21 protein-coding genes are annotated in these 17,253 nt (G+C 50.7%); 9 read left to right on the forward strand and 12 right to left on the reverse strand.

Features of this window, described 5'->3' with window-relative positions; genetic code table 11:
- Positions 1–10: 10 nt before the first annotated feature.
- The 5 genes from ACJJI6_RS09905 to ACJJI6_RS09925 all read left to right on the forward strand — a co-directional run bounded on the left by ACJJI6_RS09905 (position 11) and on the right by ACJJI6_RS09925 (position 4,538).
- Positions 11–373, forward strand: a complete 363-nt coding sequence (locus ACJJI6_RS09905) for a DUF3301 domain-containing protein (protein WP_444898052.1) — start codon at positions 11–13, stop codon at positions 371–373.
- Between the two features lie 8 nt (positions 374–381).
- Complete coding sequence (locus ACJJI6_RS09910; RefSeq protein ID WP_444898053.1) at positions 382–603, forward strand: DUF1653 domain-containing protein; 222 nt, start codon at positions 382–384, stop codon at positions 601–603.
- A gap of 406 nt (positions 604–1,009) precedes the next feature.
- Positions 1,010–1,495, forward strand: a complete 486-nt coding sequence (locus ACJJI6_RS09915; protein WP_475713276.1) for a phosphatase PAP2 family protein — start codon at positions 1,010–1,012, stop codon at positions 1,493–1,495.
- Positions 1,492–2,565: an MJ1255/VC2487 family glycosyltransferase gene (locus ACJJI6_RS09920; RefSeq protein ID WP_475713277.1), complete on the forward strand. Its 1,074-nt coding sequence runs from the start codon at positions 1,492–1,494 to the stop codon at positions 2,563–2,565. Before ACJJI6_RS09915 ends, ACJJI6_RS09920 begins: the two co-directional genes overlap by 4 nt.
- 170 nt (positions 2,566–2,735) lie before the next feature.
- The gene (locus tag ACJJI6_RS09925) at positions 2,736–4,538 is read left to right on the forward strand and encodes an acyl-CoA dehydrogenase (protein ID WP_475713278.1); all 1,803 of its coding nucleotides are present in this window, start codon (positions 2,736–2,738) and stop codon (positions 4,536–4,538) included.
- 28 nt (positions 4,539–4,566) lie between these two features.
- Here the strand turns inward: ACJJI6_RS09925 and ACJJI6_RS09930 are convergent, their stop codons facing one another.
- From ACJJI6_RS09930 to ACJJI6_RS09985, 12 genes are all read right to left on the reverse strand, one after another.
- On the reverse strand, positions 4,567–5,934 hold the full coding sequence (locus ACJJI6_RS09930) for an ATP-binding protein (protein ID WP_475713279.1): 1,368 nt from the start codon (positions 5,932–5,934) through the stop codon (positions 4,567–4,569).
- Entirely contained in the window at positions 5,931–6,605 is a 675-nt protein-coding gene (locus ACJJI6_RS09935) for a response regulator transcription factor (protein ID WP_444898058.1), read from the reverse strand. Before ACJJI6_RS09935 ends, ACJJI6_RS09930 begins: the two co-directional genes overlap by 4 nt.
- 34 nt (positions 6,606–6,639) lie before the next feature.
- A complete protein-coding gene (locus ACJJI6_RS09940) occupies positions 6,640–6,957 on the reverse strand; it encodes a PepSY domain-containing protein (RefSeq protein WP_282931896.1) in 318 nt (105 codons plus the stop codon).
- Positions 6,958–7,022: 65 nt separating this feature from the next.
- Positions 7,023–7,586, reverse strand: a complete 564-nt coding sequence (locus ACJJI6_RS09945) for a glycine zipper 2TM domain-containing protein (RefSeq protein ID WP_475713280.1) — start codon at positions 7,584–7,586, stop codon at positions 7,023–7,025.
- Positions 7,587–7,729: 143 nt separating this feature from the next.
- On the reverse strand, positions 7,730–8,431 hold the full coding sequence (locus ACJJI6_RS09950) for a DUF3106 domain-containing protein (protein WP_475713281.1): 702 nt from the start codon (positions 8,429–8,431) through the stop codon (positions 7,730–7,732).
- Entirely contained in the window at positions 8,424–8,663 is a 240-nt protein-coding gene (locus tag ACJJI6_RS09955) for a hypothetical protein (RefSeq protein ID WP_444898060.1), read from the reverse strand. Before ACJJI6_RS09955 ends, ACJJI6_RS09950 begins: the two co-directional genes overlap by 8 nt.
- Positions 8,647–9,033 carry a hypothetical protein gene (locus ACJJI6_RS09960; protein ID WP_413664969.1) on the reverse strand — a complete coding sequence of 129 codons (387 nt, stop codon included), beginning with the start codon at positions 9,031–9,033 and terminating at the stop codon, positions 8,647–8,649. Before ACJJI6_RS09960 ends, ACJJI6_RS09955 begins: the two co-directional genes overlap by 17 nt.
- Positions 9,030–9,554 (reverse strand): RNA polymerase sigma factor, encoded by a 525-nt coding sequence (locus tag ACJJI6_RS09965; protein ID WP_444912518.1) that lies wholly within the window; start codon positions 9,552–9,554, stop codon positions 9,030–9,032. The genes ACJJI6_RS09960 and ACJJI6_RS09965 overlap by 4 nt, the downstream gene beginning before the upstream one ends.
- A 362-nt stretch (positions 9,555–9,916) precedes the next feature.
- Positions 9,917–10,330 (reverse strand): hypothetical protein, encoded by a 414-nt coding sequence (locus tag ACJJI6_RS09970; RefSeq protein WP_444912517.1) that lies wholly within the window; start codon positions 10,328–10,330, stop codon positions 9,917–9,919.
- Positions 10,331–10,479: 149 nt separating this feature from the next.
- Positions 10,480–11,844, reverse strand: coding sequence for an L-cystine transporter (locus ACJJI6_RS09975; protein ID WP_475713282.1), 1,365 nt, complete (start codon positions 11,842–11,844; stop codon positions 10,480–10,482).
- 162 nt (positions 11,845–12,006) lie between these two features.
- A complete protein-coding gene (locus ACJJI6_RS09980; RefSeq protein ID WP_475713283.1) occupies positions 12,007–12,468 on the reverse strand; it encodes a TlpA family protein disulfide reductase in 462 nt (153 codons plus the stop codon).
- Positions 12,386–13,789: a YihY family inner membrane protein gene (locus tag ACJJI6_RS09985; RefSeq protein WP_475713284.1), complete on the reverse strand. Its 1,404-nt coding sequence runs from the start codon at positions 13,787–13,789 to the stop codon at positions 12,386–12,388. Before ACJJI6_RS09985 ends, ACJJI6_RS09980 begins: the two co-directional genes overlap by 83 nt.
- A 172-nt stretch (positions 13,790–13,961) precedes the next feature.
- On the opposite strand from ACJJI6_RS09985, the gene arsC reads away from it, so the two are divergent.
- The 4 genes from arsC (at position 13,962) to sppA (ending at position 17,236) form a co-directional block, all read left to right on the forward strand.
- A complete protein-coding gene (gene arsC, locus ACJJI6_RS09990) occupies positions 13,962–14,306 on the forward strand; it encodes an arsenate reductase (glutaredoxin) (RefSeq protein ID WP_282931887.1) in 345 nt (114 codons plus the stop codon).
- Entirely contained in the window at positions 14,306–14,926 is a 621-nt protein-coding gene (gene wrbA / locus ACJJI6_RS09995) for an NAD(P)H:quinone oxidoreductase (protein WP_413664963.1), read from the forward strand. Before arsC ends, wrbA begins: the two co-directional genes overlap by 1 nt.
- A gap of 10 nt (positions 14,927–14,936) precedes the next feature.
- Complete coding sequence (locus ACJJI6_RS10000) at positions 14,937–15,284, forward strand: DUF2069 domain-containing protein (RefSeq protein ID WP_445354740.1); 348 nt, start codon at positions 14,937–14,939, stop codon at positions 15,282–15,284.
- 86 nt (positions 15,285–15,370) lie between these two features.
- On the forward strand, positions 15,371–17,236 hold the full coding sequence (gene sppA / locus ACJJI6_RS10005; RefSeq protein ID WP_413664961.1) for a signal peptide peptidase SppA: 1,866 nt from the start codon (positions 15,371–15,373) through the stop codon (positions 17,234–17,236).
- Positions 17,237–17,253 lie beyond the last annotated feature (17 nt).

Genomic DNA, 17,253 nt, shown 5'->3' on the forward strand with positions numbered 1-17,253 from the left:
CGCTCCTTAAATGGTATTCTTGCAGGAAAGCGATCATAGCAACTGTATAGCAATGTATTACACTCTCAGCGACATACTGTGGCTTTCCCTGTTCTTTGTGGTTCTTTGGTATATCTGGGCCAGTATGGCCGCTAAAGAGCACGTCCGGCGAGCCGCTTCTGATCACTGCCGACAGCTCGGTGTCCAACTGTTAGACGACACCGTGCTTTTGGTTCGTACTCGAATCAAAAAGGATAAGAGGGGATTTTTCAGCCTTCACCGCAGTTACAAGTTTGAGTTTACTTCTACAGGCGAACATCGCTATTCAGGCACTGCTGTACTTCACGGGAATCGCATCCAACAGTTACAGCTTGCCCCCCACCACGTAAGTTAGAGGTACCCATGCAACGCGGCCTATATCGTCACTACAAAGGAAATCTGTACGAGGTTTTACATACCGCAAAACATAGTGAATCCGAAGAGGTTATGGTTGTGTACCGAGCCCTTTATGGAGGCTATGGCGTCTGGGTGAGGCCCCAAAGAACATTTAATGAAACAGTTTCTAAAAACGGCGTTAAATCTCCACGCTTTGAATTAGTCCAGGCATTTGACATAGCTGCCTGACCTGCCTGAAATATCATTAATTTTGGAGGGGCCATGCTTCCTCCAAAGTCACTTTATCTGTCTATTATTTTTTCCAATAAGATAAGCAACTTTCTTCAGTTATACCTGCACCCAATCCAACTCAATTTTTTGTCTAATTTGCTGCTACTCAAGTGTACTATCAGCTTACAACTGACCCCGAAAACCCCCAGCGTTTATTAATCGAATTACTTATAATTTTGAATTGGAATAATCTTGCGCCAACTAATCGTTGGATTTTTCAGCCTTTGAAATAAGCTCTTTCATTCTATTCTTCCCGCCTGGTCAAGATTTCATTATTGCGACATAAATCGGTCAAGTCCGTGCAATAATCGATTTGTAACTTGTCGGCATGCGAGGCTTACCGATGAATCTAAAGAGTTTTGATGTGTCCATAGTGCTGTATATGGTTGAGCGGGCATCACGCCCCAGCTCTCGCCGGCGCTATCTGTGGCTATCTAAATCTGGGGATGGGTGGGCAGCCGGGGCACTTTTATTCACCTATGTATGGCTCAATTCAGCCATTCAACTGCTGTACTTGGCATGTACCGCAGTTGCCTTGGAGCGCGGATTGTACTGGGGGATAAAAAACACGACACGACGACTTCGCCCGCCCCAAGCAATTCCGGGCATGCGTCCCGTAATTGTGGCGCACGATCGTTTCAGCTTACCGTCGGGCCACACCTCATGCGCCTTCCTATTTATAACCGCGATGTCTATACAGGTGAGCCCCATGTGGAGCTTCGGTTATATCTGGGCCACCGGGGTCGGAGCCGCCAGAGTTGGCCTGGGAGTTCATTTCCCGTCTGATATTTGTGCCGGCGCTATTTTGGGGACCAGTGTCAGTTTAATTGTGAGTGCTGCCTTTATATGAAGATACTTTACGGCGTTCAATCCACGGGCAATGGGCACATCAGTCGCTCCCGTGCGCTGGCTAAGCAATTCGAAAAGTATCCAAATCTCGAAGTCCAGTGGTTGTTTTCAGGCCGTCCTAGAGAAAGCTTATTTGAGATGTCTTCTTTTGGAGACTATTGGTGGCGGGAGGGAATGACTTTTATCCACAGTCACGGCCGCTTAAATAGTTTCGCAACACTACGAAACATCAATGCAGTAAGATTCATCAAGGATATAAGAACACTGCCGGTTAATAATTTTGATTTAATTATCAGTGACTATGAACCTGTTACGGCCTGGGCAGCGAAATTTAAGAAAAAACGCAGCATCGGTATCGGCCATCAATACGCCTTTGAATTCCCGATTCCTGCACCTCGCAATAAGTGGGCATCCCGCACAGTACTAAAGTCATTTGCCCCAACACAAGAGAGTATCGGTTTGCATTGGCACCACTTCGGCAACCCAATACTACCGCCAATCGTCCCTCAGAAACCTGGACTCTCCCAAGAATTGGGTGAACATATTCTAGTTTACTTGCCTTTCGAACAGCCTATTCCGATGCTGGACGAACTTTCCAGGCTGCCCTATCGGTTTATCGTCTACGGTATACCCCACAATTTACCTACTTCTAGTAATATTCAAGTTAAGGCCCCCTCAATTAATGGCTTTCAGAAGGATCTGGCAACCTCTAAAGCAGTAATCTGTAATAGCGGATTTGAATTATTGGCTGAAACCCTGGCTCTGGGAAAACCCATTCTCAGTAGGCCTCTCGCCAATCAATTTGAGCAGGAAGCCAATGCCAAAGCACTCGATCAGCTCAAACTGGCCACAATCGTAAAACAGATAAATGCCTGTACGATCGACAAGTGGCTAACCAACTGCCCCCCTCCACTTCGGATAGTTTGGCCTGATGTGGCTCAATCACTGGGCAACTGGATTGCTTCCGGGTGCCGACAAAGCCCAGCTGAACTATCCTCCCAGCTGTGGCGCAAGGTGGTACCAAAGCCCGTTGCAGACGCAGCACCAGTATTTCAAAGAATATCCGAGTAAAAGCACTCTAATAATCGCCAAGTCTATTCATAGAATCAGTCATTGCCCAGTGCACCCTCTCCACGTTTACATATACACTTGAATCGTAGTGTTCCAGCATAAAAATATTCAATGGAAAACTACCTGGAAATTAAACGGATTACCCAAAAAGAATAATGTAAGAGGTAAACATGGCCCATCAGCTGCTCAACGAGCGTGAAATCGATTTTTTGCTTTACGAATTTTTAGATACCGAGGCCCTAATCAATCGCCCTCGGTACAGTGAGCATTCCCGTGAAATTTTTGATGCAACACTGAATACTGCACACACCATTGCAGAAAAATTTTTCGCTAATCACAACGCCAAAGGCGATGAGATTGAACCGAGCTTTGATGGTGAAAACGTCAGCGTTATCGAAGAAACCAAACAGTCCTGGGATGCTTTTGCCTCTGCAGGATTTCTTGCCGCTCACTGTGATGCTGAGGAAGGCGGGCTGCAATTGCCAGAAGTTATTCTGCGCACAGCACTCGCTTATATGGCTGCAGCAAACGTTGCCAGTGCTAGCTACCCGTTCTTGACCATAGGCGCGGCCAATCTGGTACGCACTTTCGCCAGCGAATCGCTTAAAAAGCAATTCCTTCCACAAATGTTGGACGGGCGTTTTGCCGGGACTATGGCACTAACTGAACCGGATCAGGGCTCCGCGCTGTCAGATATTCGCACTAGCGCCCTACCAGAAGAAGACGGCAGCTACCGCATTCATGGGCAGAAAATGTATATTTCTGGTGGCGATCAAAACCTCACTGAGAATATCGTTCACCTGGTTCTGGCAAAAATTAAAGGCGCACCCGCAGGTGTGAAGGGAATATCACTTTTTCTGGTTCCCAAATTCCTTCTGGACGAGCAGGGGAATCCAGCAAAACGCAATGATGTAAAACTCGCAGGCCTGCTACATAAAATGGGCTACCGCAATACCACATCAACGGTATTGAGTTTTGGTGAGGACAGTGGCGCTGTAGGCTACCTGATCGGTGAACCCCACCAGGGCCTGAAGTATATGTTCCAGATGATGAATGAGGCTCGTATCAGTGTGGGAGCTGGCGCTTCTGTACTTGGATACCAGGGGTACACTTACTCTCTTGAGTACGCCAAAGGCCGCCCGCAGGGGCGTATGCCCTCTAACCGAGATCCTGAATCCAAACAGGTCCCTATCGTCCAGCATGCCGATGTTCGCCGTATGCTACTGATGCAAAAAGCCTATGCTGAAGGTGGCTTAAGCTTGAGTGTTTATGCCACCTCACTTTACGAGGATGAGCATACAGCCCCTACAGAAGAGCAGCGCAACAATGCTGCAACACTGCTCGATCTGCTAACTCCCATAGTAAAATCCTGGCCCTCCAAGTACTGCCTAAAAGCTAATGAGTTGGCGATTCAGGTTTTGGGGGGAGCGGGTTATATTCGTGAATACCCGGTAGAGCAGTTGTATCGAGACAATCGTCTTAACGCAATTCACGAAGGTACAGAAGGCATCCATGCCCTGGATTTACTGGCCCGGAAAGTACCGTCAAAAAATCTTGCTGGCTACCAACTGTTACAGGCAGAGATCCGCAATACGATTATGCAGGCCAGGGATAAACCTAAGCTCGAATCGATGGCCAAAATGCTGGAAGAAGCCCTGGAAAAGTTGGATGAGACAAGTTTTGCATTATTCTCCCAGCTTCAGGAAGATGTGGATCGCGGCCTGGGTAATGCCACCCTATACCTGGATTTATTTGGCTGTACCGTAGTCGCCTGGTTGTGGCTACAGCAGGCAGTTATCGCAGAAAAAGCACTGGAAAAGAATCCTAATAGTGAAGCTCAGGATTTTTACCAGGGTAAATTACACACTGCGAAATACTATTTTGAATGGGAGCTACCAAAAACAGAGACAGCTATCGCACTGCTGAAATCAGGCAATAGCATTCCTTTCGACATGCAGGAAAATTGGTTCTAGTTAAACGACTTGTCGAGCAAAACGGAAATTACAGTTGTACCGTAATTTCCGTACCTCCCTGAGGAAGAGGGGCTGCATTTATTTGCCCTTCATAGCTCTCAACAATATCCACTACCACGGCAAGTCCAATACCCTGCCCAGGTTGCTGTTCATCGGCGCGAACGCCCCGCTGGGTAACCGCTTGCCATTTCTCACTGTCCAGCCCTGGGCCATTGTCTTTAATTCGAATAGACAGTTTGCGAGTATCTTCCATATTCTCAACGGCAACCGATAATTTCCCGTCACCATATTTATAAGCGTTATCCAGCAAATTACCCAGGACTTCCATCAGGTCACCTTCGTCACCATAAAACAGGGTGTTTTCAGCACAGGAACTTTCGACATCACACGGCTTACTGCGATACACCTTTTCAAGCGCATCCAGTATTTTATGGAGCAGTGGCGCGACCGGTGTCCCCCGTATAATGGATTTCGGCGAACTGGTTACTGCCCGCTGCAGTTGATAGCTGATAATACTGTCCATCCGCTGCACCTGATCCGTTAGCGTCTTGCCGGCGGTTGTTGAATCTCCAGAAAATTTGAGACCTTTCAATACCGCTAATGGCGTCTTCAGGCTGTGGGCCAGGTCAGCTAATGTATGCCGGGTTTTTTCTCTCTGGCGGCGCTCATTTTCAATTAACAGGTTTAAATTATCTGTTAACGGACGCAGTTCCCGAGGAAAATTCCCCTCCAGTCGATCTGCACCCCCACTCTGCATCTCCTGGAGAGCGTTAGCTAAGGCTGTTAACGGCGCAAATCCCCAACGTAGAACCAGCCACTGAGCGAAAATTAATAGCAACCCGCCCAATCCAAGCCAGTGCCACATCGTTGAACGGAACTGTTCCACCTGGGCCTGAAGCGGAGCCGCATCCTCAAGTACTGCAAAGGTAAACAGCTCTTCACCTTCCAGCCCCCAAACAACGCCTTGGCGAAAGCTGCTAAAGCTGCCTTCTTTCCCCGGAATAGATACTTGTGAATAGGATTCTTGCCCTTGGGAGAGCGGATAGAACTTCAGTTGTGGCATTGCCAGCGCCGACTCCGACCGCCAGATAACCTCACCTTCACGATCTATAACGGCCCCAACCAAACCTGAATCGGGTTGGTTAAAGCGTTGCTCTGGCAAACTTGGGGGAAGAGTCAGAGTGTTGCCTTCCGGCTCAGCAACAGCCAGTAGAGTGTAAATATAGAGCTGTAGCTCCCGCTGCTTAGCGTCATCTAATGAAGTTCGGTAGGCATGTTCAAGGACTCCCGAGATGAGAAGGATAAAACCAATCAGCACGAGACTGGTAACCAGGGCCAGGCGGCCCTTTAAGGAACCCAAAATGTAAGAAAGCAGGGAAAAACCGACTGATCTCACTGCGGAATCACAAAGCGATAGCCACGACCGCGCAGAGTTTCAATGGGCTTGATCTTGGCCGCTGCATCAATTTTTTTACGCAGGCGACCGATGAACACCTCTATCACATTGCTGTCCCGATCGCAGTCCTGCTCGTAGATATGCTCAGTCAGAGTAGTTTTTGATACCACCTCATCTGGGTGCAGCATCAGATATTCAAGTACCTTGTATTCAAATGAAGTCAGGTCCAACTCAACTTCATCCACGCTAATTCTTTGCGCACTGGTATCCAGAACGATAGGTCCGGCTTTAATCGTCGGTGATGAGAAACCTGCGGAACGGCGAACCAGGGCATTCAACCGTGCGAGCAGTTCTTCAGTATGAAAGGGTTTTACCAGGTAATCGTCCCCGCCAGCTTCCAAGCCGGAGACCCTTTCCTGCCAGTGTCCCCGAGCCGTTAAAATCAGGATAGGAAAATGCTTCTCTTCACGGCGTAGTGTTTCAATAACCTGGATACCATCAATTTTGGGTAAACCCAGGTCCATTACTGCAACGTCGTAGGGATATTCCCTCCCCAGATAAAGTGCCTCTTCTCCATCGGGGGCTTCGTCAACAGTGTACCCGGCCGTGCGCAGGGACTCTGCCAGCTGCTGCCGCAGTAATGCTTCATCTTCAACTAATAGTGCGCGCATAGTAATTACCTTATTGCGGCTCGCAATTATTCTGCTAGCGGGATATACGGCCGCTCTGTTTATCAACAAACACCACATAAACCTGGCTTTTGGCCGACAGTCCTTTCACCCGATACACGGCTCGCCCCTGTTTCTTGGTCTCAGAAATGGCGAGAATTTTTCCACCAAAGCGTTGTTTTACGATTGAAGCAGCCCGATCCCTTGAGATTTCTCCCCCTTGAACACGAAGAAAGTGGGGCTGGAAACTCTCCCGCTCATAAGCGGGGTAGCTGTGTACCGTGGCACTGCAGAGCGCCGGCAAAAACACAGCGGTAAAAGCAATAAAGCCAAGTAAGGTACGATTCAGTTTCACGGTGCGGCTCCTGTGGATATCCAATTTTCCACCCTTTATAAACTCCCTGCCGCCCTCAACCGGTCTCAAAGAGCCGGTGAGACGTCGACATGGACCCGGATTCTATCGCCCGGATGATGGTCAGTGCGAGTCAAGTAAACTTGCCCATTATACCGATAGCGGACATCGTATCCGACTAATTCCCTTCTTGTAGAGTATTCATCTACAACATGGCAACGGGATTCTGTTGCATAGTGGACTGGAGCATTGGCACGGCTGATCTGGTTACCTACCAGGGCGCCCACCAAAGCCCCTGCGATTGTGGCGCCGCCACGATTGTGACTGCGATGATAACCGTAGCGTCCACGGTGGCCGTGATCGCCTAAGTTATTGCCGATTGCAGCACCTATAAGTCCCCCCACTACAGTACCTGCCGGGGAAGTCGGCTCGCGATAGACAACCTGTTCATCGCGACACTGGGTCCTCGGTGTAACAACCTGAACATCGGTGTAGACGGGAGTAACCTCGGTAACTCGCGCATAATCATAGCCACCCGCAGCATAGCCTCGGGGGCCCGCGCTGGCAGTAGAACTTAGACCCACCAGTGCCGCAACTGCCGCACCCGCGATTAGCTGTTTGTATAGTTGCATGATATATCTCCCGCTAGTCATCATCGGGAGCCAGATTACTTAAGATGATCTGAATAGACGCTGAATTACACTGTCGTACCAGCGTAGTAGCGAGGTAAAACGATAAGCCAGCCTCTCAGGATTGGAATTTGAATGGCAGGGCACTATTCAGAAGCCCCAGATGAACTATCAGTCTCCTCATCACCCTCTCGTCGGTCACTGGCCTCTCGATCACGCCTTGGCCGAGAATCCTGGTGCCTTCTCCCCCTTTCGTGTTCCCTTCTGGGCCTATCTCCTCTCGCCCGGTCGCCCCTTGGTCGGTCTTCTCTGTGCCGGTTTCCTCTAGGTCTATTCTCATCGGACCTATCCCTCCTAGGCCCATCTTCCCTGAGTCTATCCCCTTGCGCTCGCTCTCCCCGAGCCCTATCACCTCTGGGCCTTTGCGGCTCGCTCCTATCGCCCCTGGCTTCCCGCCAGCGCTCGCGCACTTGCTCTCTCTGTTCGGGGGACATCTGCCGAAATCTCTCACGAGCCTCACGGATACTCTCACGCCTGCCTTCCGGCAGGGCGCGGTACTGTCGATAAGATTCCCGCAGCTGATTACGGCGTTCCTGGGGCAGAGACTGCCATTTTTCATAGCGCTGCCGAGCATTGTCACGCTGCTCAGGGCTCATTGAGTTCCATCGACGCGCACCCCGCAACAACCTCTCCTGCTGGCTATCAGACATGTTGGGCCAGCGCTCTTCCATGCCCTGCAACAGCTTGCGATCACTATCACTTAGGCTTTTCCACTCCACCGACCACGCCATACCAGCCCAAAGCAGAGAGGCTGCCATCAAACAAGTTGCGACCAGGGTTTTAATCATGACTGTCCCCCAGCCATATATCTTTGCTTTTGGTGCCTTCTTGGGTTTGCCCGGGACCTTGAACCAACTCGGGATCTTCAGGGATAACGACATCACCTTGTTCATCGACCCACTCTTCCAGGAATAACAGGAATTCCTCCGGCAGAGGCTCAGCTTCCTCCGCCTCGGTAGTACCTGGAAATACGAGCGCACACATAGATATGATGAATAAAACACTACGAAGAGTGCCCATCCAACTCCTCCGCCAACCACTGATAAAACTCCATATCCTCAATCATCTCGATATCCATATCTTCATCCAGCAGCCAATCACCACTCACTAGCAGCTCTGTACGACTTTCATTATTGATAACAGAACTGGGCCACCATAGAGCAAGAAATAGCACTGCGGCAGAAGCCGCTGTAACTGGAAGGTATGGATACAAGGTGTTGAGTGAAAAGTACCGTTTTTTATTATTTTGATCTTGCGCTGCGGAGCGGATTCGCCGCAACTCAGCCAGGGTTTCCGTATCGAGCGATCTCTCTCTACGTATAACAGCGGCACTGGCCGCTCCGAGTATACGCTTCTCGTTAGTCGATGAATTGTTTTCTAAATTACTCATTCCATCGCCTCCAAATGAACCCGCAGGCTGCGCAATGCTCGAGAGAGGTGAGTCTTCACACTTCCCTCGCTACAAGCCATAGCCCCTGCTGTCTCACTGACATTAAAGCCTTCAACGCAGCGCAACAAAAAAGCCTGCTGTTGACGCAGAGGTAACTTTTCAATGGCGCGGTCAATGGCATCAATCGTACGTTCACCGATTAGGACACTATCCGGGCTGCGGCCGTTGGGGTCGGGAAATTCACTCAGATCCCATTCATCGCCTTCGCTATTAATAGGAAGTTTATCTTTCAACAGCTGCCAACGGGACAGGTTTTTCTTGCGACGATGCCAATCGGTTATGCGGTTATTAAGAATGGTAAAAAATAATGGGCGCCACTCCGCACGGTCTCGGCAGCTATAGCTTTTGACGAGTGCAAGCATAGAGTCCTGAACTATATCCAGCGCATCATCACGGTCCCCTACAGCATATTTCGCCATAGTGAATGCCCGCTTTTCAACTGAAGCGAGAAACTGATCCATAAAAGCCGATTGAGGTCCCTTGACGAGGATGCAATCCTTCTACGGCTATTGCGGAGCCTCTAAATAATTCCGTGATATTTCTTTGGCTGTCAGGGCAGCTCACAGTCTAGGCGCGGCTTCACAGGAGTGTTTAAACCTTTTGAGAAGTCGCAGCACAGAGTATGAACCACTCTGAAATCCCCGTAGGACAGACTTAGAAGGCCCCAGCTACTGCATAGCTCTTGCAAAGGACTAAGGCTTTTATCAGCAGGCTGCGCCTAGCGACTGCAGTCTTCCAAGACTATAGAAATATCACGGAATTATTCAGAGGCTCCTTAGTTTGCCGCAACCCACTAGATAATGCCTGCTACAACCAACAATCACTAATCGTTATTGTTGTCACGGGATCTACGATGGTGCTTTTTTGTCCGCTCGCCGCGTTCGTTCTTCCGATCGTATCTATTATCTATTCGCTCGCCTTTTTTATCGAGGCGCTCGTTTATTTTCTCACCTTTGTTATCCAGGCGCCTATCGATACGATCACCTTTTTTATCTAAATGTGCAGCTAATTTATCTCTCCCATTAGCGGCAGCCTGCTCAGACCGCTGGTCCAGGCGCTCATTAATACGATCACCTCTATCGTCGAGGCGCTCTTCAATACGATCCCCCTTTCTGTCGAGACGATTTTCAATACGGTCGCCGCGATCATGTCCATCATCCTCACTGCTTTCAGCTTGCAGCGAGAGGGGAAAACCAAGGCTAAGCGCCAGTACTGACAGTCCTATCAGTTTATTCATAAGTTGCTCCAGTTCCGTGAACAAAAAACTCAATGCGTTAACAGCACTGACTATAACGTCAGGCACCAGAGCTGGTTGACAGGACTCCTATGAAAAATCGGCGAAATCAGAAGACAAAAATAATCGGTGCACAAAGTACCATTCTCTGTTCAACCCTCTACAACTTCCGGGCCGGGCACTTCATCGCCGAGCCAGCGTTGTGTCAGGGTGCCAGCAGTCATAGCGCCGTTAACATTAAGCGCGGTTCGCGCCATATCAATCAGAGGTTCAACAGAAATTAGCAGAGCTGCGATAGTAACTGGCAACCCCATTGCCGGCAGTACCACCAAGGCTGCAAAGGTCGCCCCGCCACCAACGCCCGCTATACCGAAAGAACTGATCATTACAACCGCCACTAAAGTAGCAATCCATACTGGGTCCCATACATTGATCCCCATCGGCACTGCCACCATCACTGCCAGCATGGCCGGATAAATACCGGCGCAGCCGTTTTGCCCAATAGTCGCACCGAAAGATGCAGAGAAATTGGCAATTGCTGGAGACGTACGCAGCTGGTCTACCTGAGTCTCGACATTCAGGGGAATAGTTGCAGCACTGGAGCGGGAGCTAAAGGCAAAAACCAGCACCGGCCATACCTTGGTGAAATAGTGCAGCGGATTGATACCATTAATAAGTAGCAACAGACCGTGCACCAGGAACATCAAACCAATAGCCGTAAAGGAGGCCAGCACAAAACTCAATAAGTTAAGAATATCCCCCATACTGGATTTAGCGATCAGGCCTGTAACCAGGGCCATCACGCCGTAAGGGGTAAAAGCCATCACTAGTCGCACCAGCTTCATAACCCAGACTTGAGCCACATGAACGAAGCGCTCAATCGCTGCGCCCTCTTCGGGAAATTCACGGCGAACCGCCAAGGCTGCCAACCCTAAAAGCACCGCGAATATAACCACCGCTATAACAGAAGTAGAGCGAGCCCCGGTCAGGTCCAGAAAAATATTGCGCGGCACAAAAGAGGTAATAATCTCAGGAATGGAAAGGTCTGTGACCTTGCCAATACGCTCATTCAGTACTTCCACTCGCGCAGCTTCCCTGGAACCCTCAACCAATCCCGCAGCCGACAAACCAAATAGCTCGGCCATAGCCACGCCAATTAGAGCGGCCACCGCCGTTGTTCCTAATAGCACCCCCAGGACTGAAATACTGATTTTGCCCAGCGCCTGGGTATGGCTGACTTTAACTACCGCCACTAATATGGAAGTCAGCACCAGGGGCATCACGAGTAAATACAATAGATTTACGTAACTGTCCCCTATCATCTCTACCCAGGGTATCACCTCTGCGGGTGCAGCCCCCCATCCGCGAGACAGTTGCAGGGTGCTTCCAAAGATAACCCCAAGAATCAGGCCAGCCAGCACTGCTGGTGCGAGGGAGTCACGGCCTCGCTGCCAGCGAAAAAGTCCGTATAGAAAAACAATAAATAGAAGCAGGAAAGCAAATGAACTGATATGCATAAGGTCTGGGTCCCACCCGGAACAAAAGGGGAAAGTGGCGGCATGCTATCAGCGATCCGCCACAAGCCTATAGATGTGTTAGTTATAGTTTTATAAAGTTTGGGAGCTTCTAATAATCCACTGTTACCCCGCCGGCTTTTACCAGCACTCCATTAGTACTCGCTATAGATTGAGAGCCGAAATAAAGTCGTCTCTATCCTGCGGCCCAACCAATGTTTTATGCCAGCGTCCATCCGTACCAATAATGAACGTAGAAGGCAGCACCTCCGGCTTCTCCTGCCCCCAGCGCCCTTGCGGTTCGGCCACTAGAACGGGAAAAGTAATACCCAACTTATCCGCCTGTTTTTGTGTTTCCGCAATCGGTAAATTGTCGAAGTTCACCCCAACAACAACGACATTGTTGTTACCGTCGGCCAGTTGGTTAAGGACCGGGATCTCCTCTCGACAGGGCTTACACCACTCTGCCCAATAGTTAACCAACAAAATCTTACCCGATACATCCAACTCTTCCCCATCAATGGCAAGAAGCGATTTATCGTCTTTAGCGCAGGCGCTTATTCCGCATACCAACAAAAGAAAGGTGACCGCTGCTGCTCTTGTCATCTTCACTTTGACTATTTTCATCAGGCCCACTTTCTCCCCCGGTTTCAGAGTTTGTTTGCTTATCATCAATCCCACCGTCGTGGCCCAGCTCAAGGGGCTTATCTTCAGCTTCCTTTTGCTCGGCTTCCAGGAACAACTCCCCAACAGTAATACCTAATTGCTCTCGGGTTGACTCTCTGGCATTGGCAAAGCGTTGCTCTACCTCTCCATACCAGGGCAATCCATCCAGACTCGCAGGAATTCCACTGGGCATCCAATCCGAACTCAGCCAACCCGCCAATTCAACCAGGGACACCGTATTCAGATCCCTTAGCAAAACATAATCATTGCGATCAGTCTGGGTCACCATACGATTAGCCTGAAGGATATTCCGCAACCTTCGCCACTGAACAAACTTGATTCCCATACGGGAAATATCTCGCTCCTTCAGAGGCCTCCCCTTCGCGCATTTCTTATACATCTGCCAGAGAACAATAAGGAGGGCAACCAGGTCAGAATGCTCCCGCTCCTGGGTCGCAGCTTGATAAACCGATAGTGTGCGCACCAACACACAGCCGGCCAATACCAGTATCCACATCAGATAAATCCAAAGCAGGAACAGGGGAACAACAGCGAATGCCCCGTAGATTGCCTGGACCGAACTCCGCGCTACCAACAAGCCGAATAAGTACTTCATAACCTCGAAAACAATCGAGATTATGATCCCCCCCTCTATTCCGTGGCGCAACGGGACATAGCAATTGGGCACAGCTATGAACAATAGGGTAAAAACTATGGAGCTGAAAACAAACGGTAGAATCCTGAATAACAACGAAGTTACCTCAAAGGAATCAGCTCCACCCAAGAAAAATTTTTGAGAAAAGACAAAAGTACTTGTCGCCAGTCCCGCCCCTAATAGGATTGGACCGAGACTCAATATCGCCCAGTACAAAAGAAAACTCGAAACGCCGCTGCGGCCTTTTTGGACGTCCCAGATAGAGTTAAAGGTCCCCTCGATGCCGCGAAGGGTCAAACCCGCAGTAATAATCAGCATCGCGATACCAACGCCAGTCAAACGCTGTGCCTGTTCGGAAAAACTGCTGATATATTTTTGGATCTCGCGCCCACTCTGAGGCAAAAAGTGGGTGAACAGTTGATCCTGTAACCTACTCTGCAAGCCGGCAAAGTCGGGAAACAGTGATAACATGGCGTAGCTCACCGTCACTAGGGGAACTATGCCAAACAGTGTCAGGTAAGTGAGAGCAGCCGCGCGTTGCCGACAATCCTTTTCATCAAACAGTTTCCACAGTGACGTCGCAAAGCGCAGCCAGTGGTTTCCCCAATCCTTTACGGTGCTTCTCATTGTGATCTCTCTATGCCTGGACATCTCGCCCAGGCCGCAGTATTACTGCCCCAAATAGCCAAGGAGCTCCCGAAAACCCCGCAGGACGTTGGGGGGATTATTCAGAAGCGCCTTAGAACTCCGCAACATTCTTCGGTTAGAATACGCCAAACAGTAACAGGATGCCGCCACAATGTGGACGATTTACCACAACCCCCGCTGCTCAAAATCCCGCCAAACCCTACAGCTATTGCAGGATAACGGTATTGAACCGGAGGTGGTTCTCTATCTACAAACTCCACCTTCTGCCGAGGATATTCAGCAGTTGCTGCACAAACTGGATATTGATGCACGACAGTTGTTGCGCACTGGTGAAGAGCCCTACAAGCAGTTAAATCTGAAAGACAAAGATCTGGCCGAATCCCAGTTAATTGACGCAATGGCTCAAAACCCTATTTTGATCCAACGCCCGATCGTTATAAAAGGCGACAAAGCAGTGATAGGGCGGCCCCCTGAAAATGTACTGGGGCTGATCTGATGGATCGGGACAACGAAGGCTATGTCCTCATCCTCTACTACAGCCGCACCGGTGCTACGGCGCGCATGGCCACCGAACTAGCTCGCGGCGTAGAGGCCAGCGGGATCACCGCTCGCCTGCGCACCGTGCCCGGCGTATCCCCAGACACTGAAGCCAGCGAGCCGCCGGTACCCACCGAAGGTGCCCCCTACTGTACAATCGAGGACCTGCGCAATTGCTCCGGTTTACTGATGGGCAGCCCCACCCGCTTTGGCAACATGGCCTCTCCGCTTCGCTATTTCCTTGACCAAACCAGTGATATTTGGCTCGATGGCAGCCTTACCGGTAAGCCGGCTGCGGTATTTACCGCCACTGGCAGTCTTCACGGTGGCCAGGAAACTACGCTGGTATCCATGATGCTGCCCCTGCTGCACCACGGCATGTTAATCGCCGGCATCCCATACTCCGAAGCCGCCTTAATGCGCACCCGCACTGGCGGCACACCCTATGGTGCCTCACACTGGTCCGGTGAACACGCCACATCGCTTTCCGATGACGAAGTAACCCTGTGCCGGGCACTGGGCAAGCGAGTCGGCAGCCTGGCACAGACGCTGGATAATGCGCATAACGGCGACAACTAGAGGATAAAGTGTGAACGATTCTGTACAGCGCAAGCTCAAGATAGCGCTGCGAATTAACTGGATTTGTTATATCGGCATGCTCGTACTGTTTGTCGCCTGGAATCTATTCGTCGAAGGCGGCTCGTTGTTCCTGTGGTGCTTGCAGACCATACCACTGCTATTGGTACTACCTGGGTTACTAAAGCAGCGCTATCGCAGCTACCTATGGCTCTGTTTTATTCTTTTGCTGTATATCACTGCCAGTATTGTCGGTGTAACGATGCCTACACGCGGCTGGCAGGATGGCGTACTGGTAGTCCTTAGCCTTATCCTATTCTTTTCATCAATGATGAGCAGCCGCTGGCATCGCATGCAATAGCCACCGGCACTACTCACATTACTAATGATTTTGTAATCGATAAATAGACAACGCTTGCCCCTCAGCGCACTAAGGAGTTTTGAGGTTTGACTGATTCATCCAATGAGAAAGGACTGTTCCGCAGCTTTTTTGGTGCCATTGGCGGCTCAATTACCTGGCTGAGGCGAGTGTTTACCAACCTGGTGTTCCTGTTAATACTGGTATTCCTGGGTATCGCAATTTTTGGCAAAGACGAACAGCTGGTAGTCCCACAAGGTGCAGCCCTGCGCGTGGCTCCGAGTGGATTTCTGGTAGATGAGCTCAGCCAGCCCAGCGGATTACCGATTTTCTTCGGTGGCTCCCAGGGGCCAGCGGAAATCAGGGTTAAGGATCTTGTCGACTCTATCGACAAAGCCGCACAGGACAAACGCATTTCCGCACTGGTGCTAGAGCTCGACAATATGGTCGGCGGCAGCCTCAGTAAGCTCGACGAGATTGGCGCAGCCCTGCAGCGCTTCAAGGCTGCCGACAAGCCCATTTATGCGGTGGGTGATAACTACACCCAGGCGCAGTATTTCCTCGCCAGCCACGCCGACAAGGTGTACCTGAATCCAATGGGTTCCGTGATGCTCACCGGCTTTGGCGTCTATCGAAATTACTATAAAAGCGCCCTTGAAAAGCTCAAAGTTAATTTCCACGTGTTCCGCGTTGGCGACTACAAGGATTTTATCGAACCCTATACTCGCGACGACATGTCTCCGGCTTCCCGTGAGAATAACCAGCGCTGGCTGCATGAACTCTGGAGTGAATACACCGAACAGGTGACCGGCCTTCGCAACCTGCCAACTGAAAGCATCGATCTATTTATCGACGAGCTACCCCAGAAACTGCAGCAGCATGAGGGCGACTGGGCACGTACTGCTCTGGCCAATAAACTGGTCGACCAACTCGCCAACCGCAACTTGGCTGTTCAAGAGCTACGCAAAACCATTGGTGAAGATGAGAACGATGAACGCAGTTATAAGGCCATCGATGCCCTCACCTATTTACGCAGCCAAAAGCTCAGCGAAGTCGCCGCCAAGAAAGAACCCAATAAGATTGCCTTAATCACGGCAAGCGGTTCCATTGTCGATGGCCGCGCTCCCGCCGGCAGGATCGGCAGCGAAAGCCTGGGAGAACTAATCGCACAGGCGCGCAAAAAAGAAGTTGATGCACTGGTTCTGCGCATTGACAGTGGCGGCGGCTCCGCCTTCGCGTCAGAAGCAATTCGACAGGAGTTACTCGCCACCCGCGAAGCCGATATCCCTGTCGTTATCTCCATGGGCAGTCTGGCCGCATCTGGAGGCTACTGGATTGCTACCGGCGGCGATCGAATCTGGGCCTCTCCCGCAACCCTGACAGGTTCCATTGGCGTATTTGGCGCCTTCCCGACCTTCGAGGATTCCCTTGAGGCACTGGGTATTTATACCGATGGTGTGGGCACTTCAGACCTGGCCGGCAGCATGCGGTTGGATCGTGCCCTACCCGAGGCAGCCGCCAGTATCCTGCAACAGGGAGTGGATAATACCTACGCCAGGTTCCTGAGAATTGTGGCCGAGTCCCGTGGCAGCACTCCCAAGGAAGTGCACAAAATTGCCCAGGGCCAGGTCTGGACCGGGCGCGCGGCTAAAAACCTGGGGCTGGTAGACGATCTGGGCAATCTCAACGACGCCATTGCCGACGCCGCACAGCTTGCTGAGATCGAAGAATACGATGTAATAGAGATCCAGCGCGAGCTGACTCCCGGCGAAAGATTCCTGCGCGCCCTGAGCGATAATGTGGATGCACGTATCGCCGCCAGCCTTGAGGCAAACCTGCCACTCGGCGCCTGGTTAAACAGCTTACAACCGGTTTTGGCACCAATCGGCGAACTGCAGAGCTTCCGCGACCCGCGCGGACTCTACGTGCGCTGCCTGCCCTGCCTAGCCCCCTAAAAGACTTCATCGCCTCT

The organism is Microbulbifer maximicatervae (SeqCode), assembly GCF_056232625.1.

Bases quoted from the DNA above. Each gene is read 5' to 3' on its own strand.
- ACJJI6_RS09905 (WP_444898052.1), top strand. From the start codon at position 11: ATGGTATTCTTGCAGGAAAGCGATCATAGCAACTGTATAGCAATGTAT.
- ACJJI6_RS09910 (WP_444898053.1), top strand. From the start codon at position 382: ATGCAACGCGGCCTATATCGTCACTACAAAGGAAATCTGTACGAGGTT.
- ACJJI6_RS09920 (WP_475713277.1), top strand. From the start codon at position 1,492: ATGAAGATACTTTACGGCGTTCAATCCACGGGCAATGGGCACATCAGT.
- ACJJI6_RS09925 (WP_475713278.1), top strand. From the start codon at position 2,736: ATGGCCCATCAGCTGCTCAACGAGCGTGAAATCGATTTTTTGCTTTAC.
- ACJJI6_RS09935 (WP_444898058.1), bottom strand. From the start codon at position 6,605: ATGCGCGCACTATTAGTTGAAGATGAAGCATTACTGCGGCAGCAGCTG.
- ACJJI6_RS09945 (WP_475713280.1), bottom strand. From the start codon at position 7,586: ATGCAACTATACAAACAGCTAATCGCGGGTGCGGCAGTTGCGGCACTG.
- ACJJI6_RS09950 (WP_475713281.1), bottom strand. From the start codon at position 8,431: ATGATTAAAACCCTGGTCGCAACTTGTTTGATGGCAGCCTCTCTGCTT.
- ACJJI6_RS09955 (WP_444898060.1), bottom strand. From the start codon at position 8,663: ATGGGCACTCTTCGTAGTGTTTTATTCATCATATCTATGTGTGCGCTC.
- ACJJI6_RS09960 (WP_413664969.1), bottom strand. From the start codon at position 9,033: ATGAGTAATTTAGAAAACAATTCATCGACTAACGAGAAGCGTATACTC.
- ACJJI6_RS09965 (WP_444912518.1), bottom strand. From the start codon at position 9,554: ATGGATCAGTTTCTCGCTTCAGTTGAAAAGCGGGCATTCACTATGGCG.
- ACJJI6_RS09970 (WP_444912517.1), bottom strand. From the start codon at position 10,330: ATGAATAAACTGATAGGACTGTCAGTACTGGCGCTTAGCCTTGGTTTT.
- ACJJI6_RS09975 (WP_475713282.1), bottom strand. From the start codon at position 11,844: ATGCATATCAGTTCATTTGCTTTCCTGCTTCTATTTATTGTTTTTCTA.
- ACJJI6_RS09980 (WP_475713283.1), bottom strand. From the start codon at position 12,468: ATGAAAATAGTCAAAGTGAAGATGACAAGAGCAGCAGCGGTCACCTTT.
- ACJJI6_RS09985 (WP_475713284.1), bottom strand. From the start codon at position 13,789: ATGAGAAGCACCGTAAAGGATTGGGGAAACCACTGGCTGCGCTTTGCG.
- arsC (WP_282931887.1), top strand. From the start codon at position 13,962: ATGTGGACGATTTACCACAACCCCCGCTGCTCAAAATCCCGCCAAACC.
- wrbA (WP_413664963.1), top strand. From the start codon at position 14,306: ATGGATCGGGACAACGAAGGCTATGTCCTCATCCTCTACTACAGCCGC.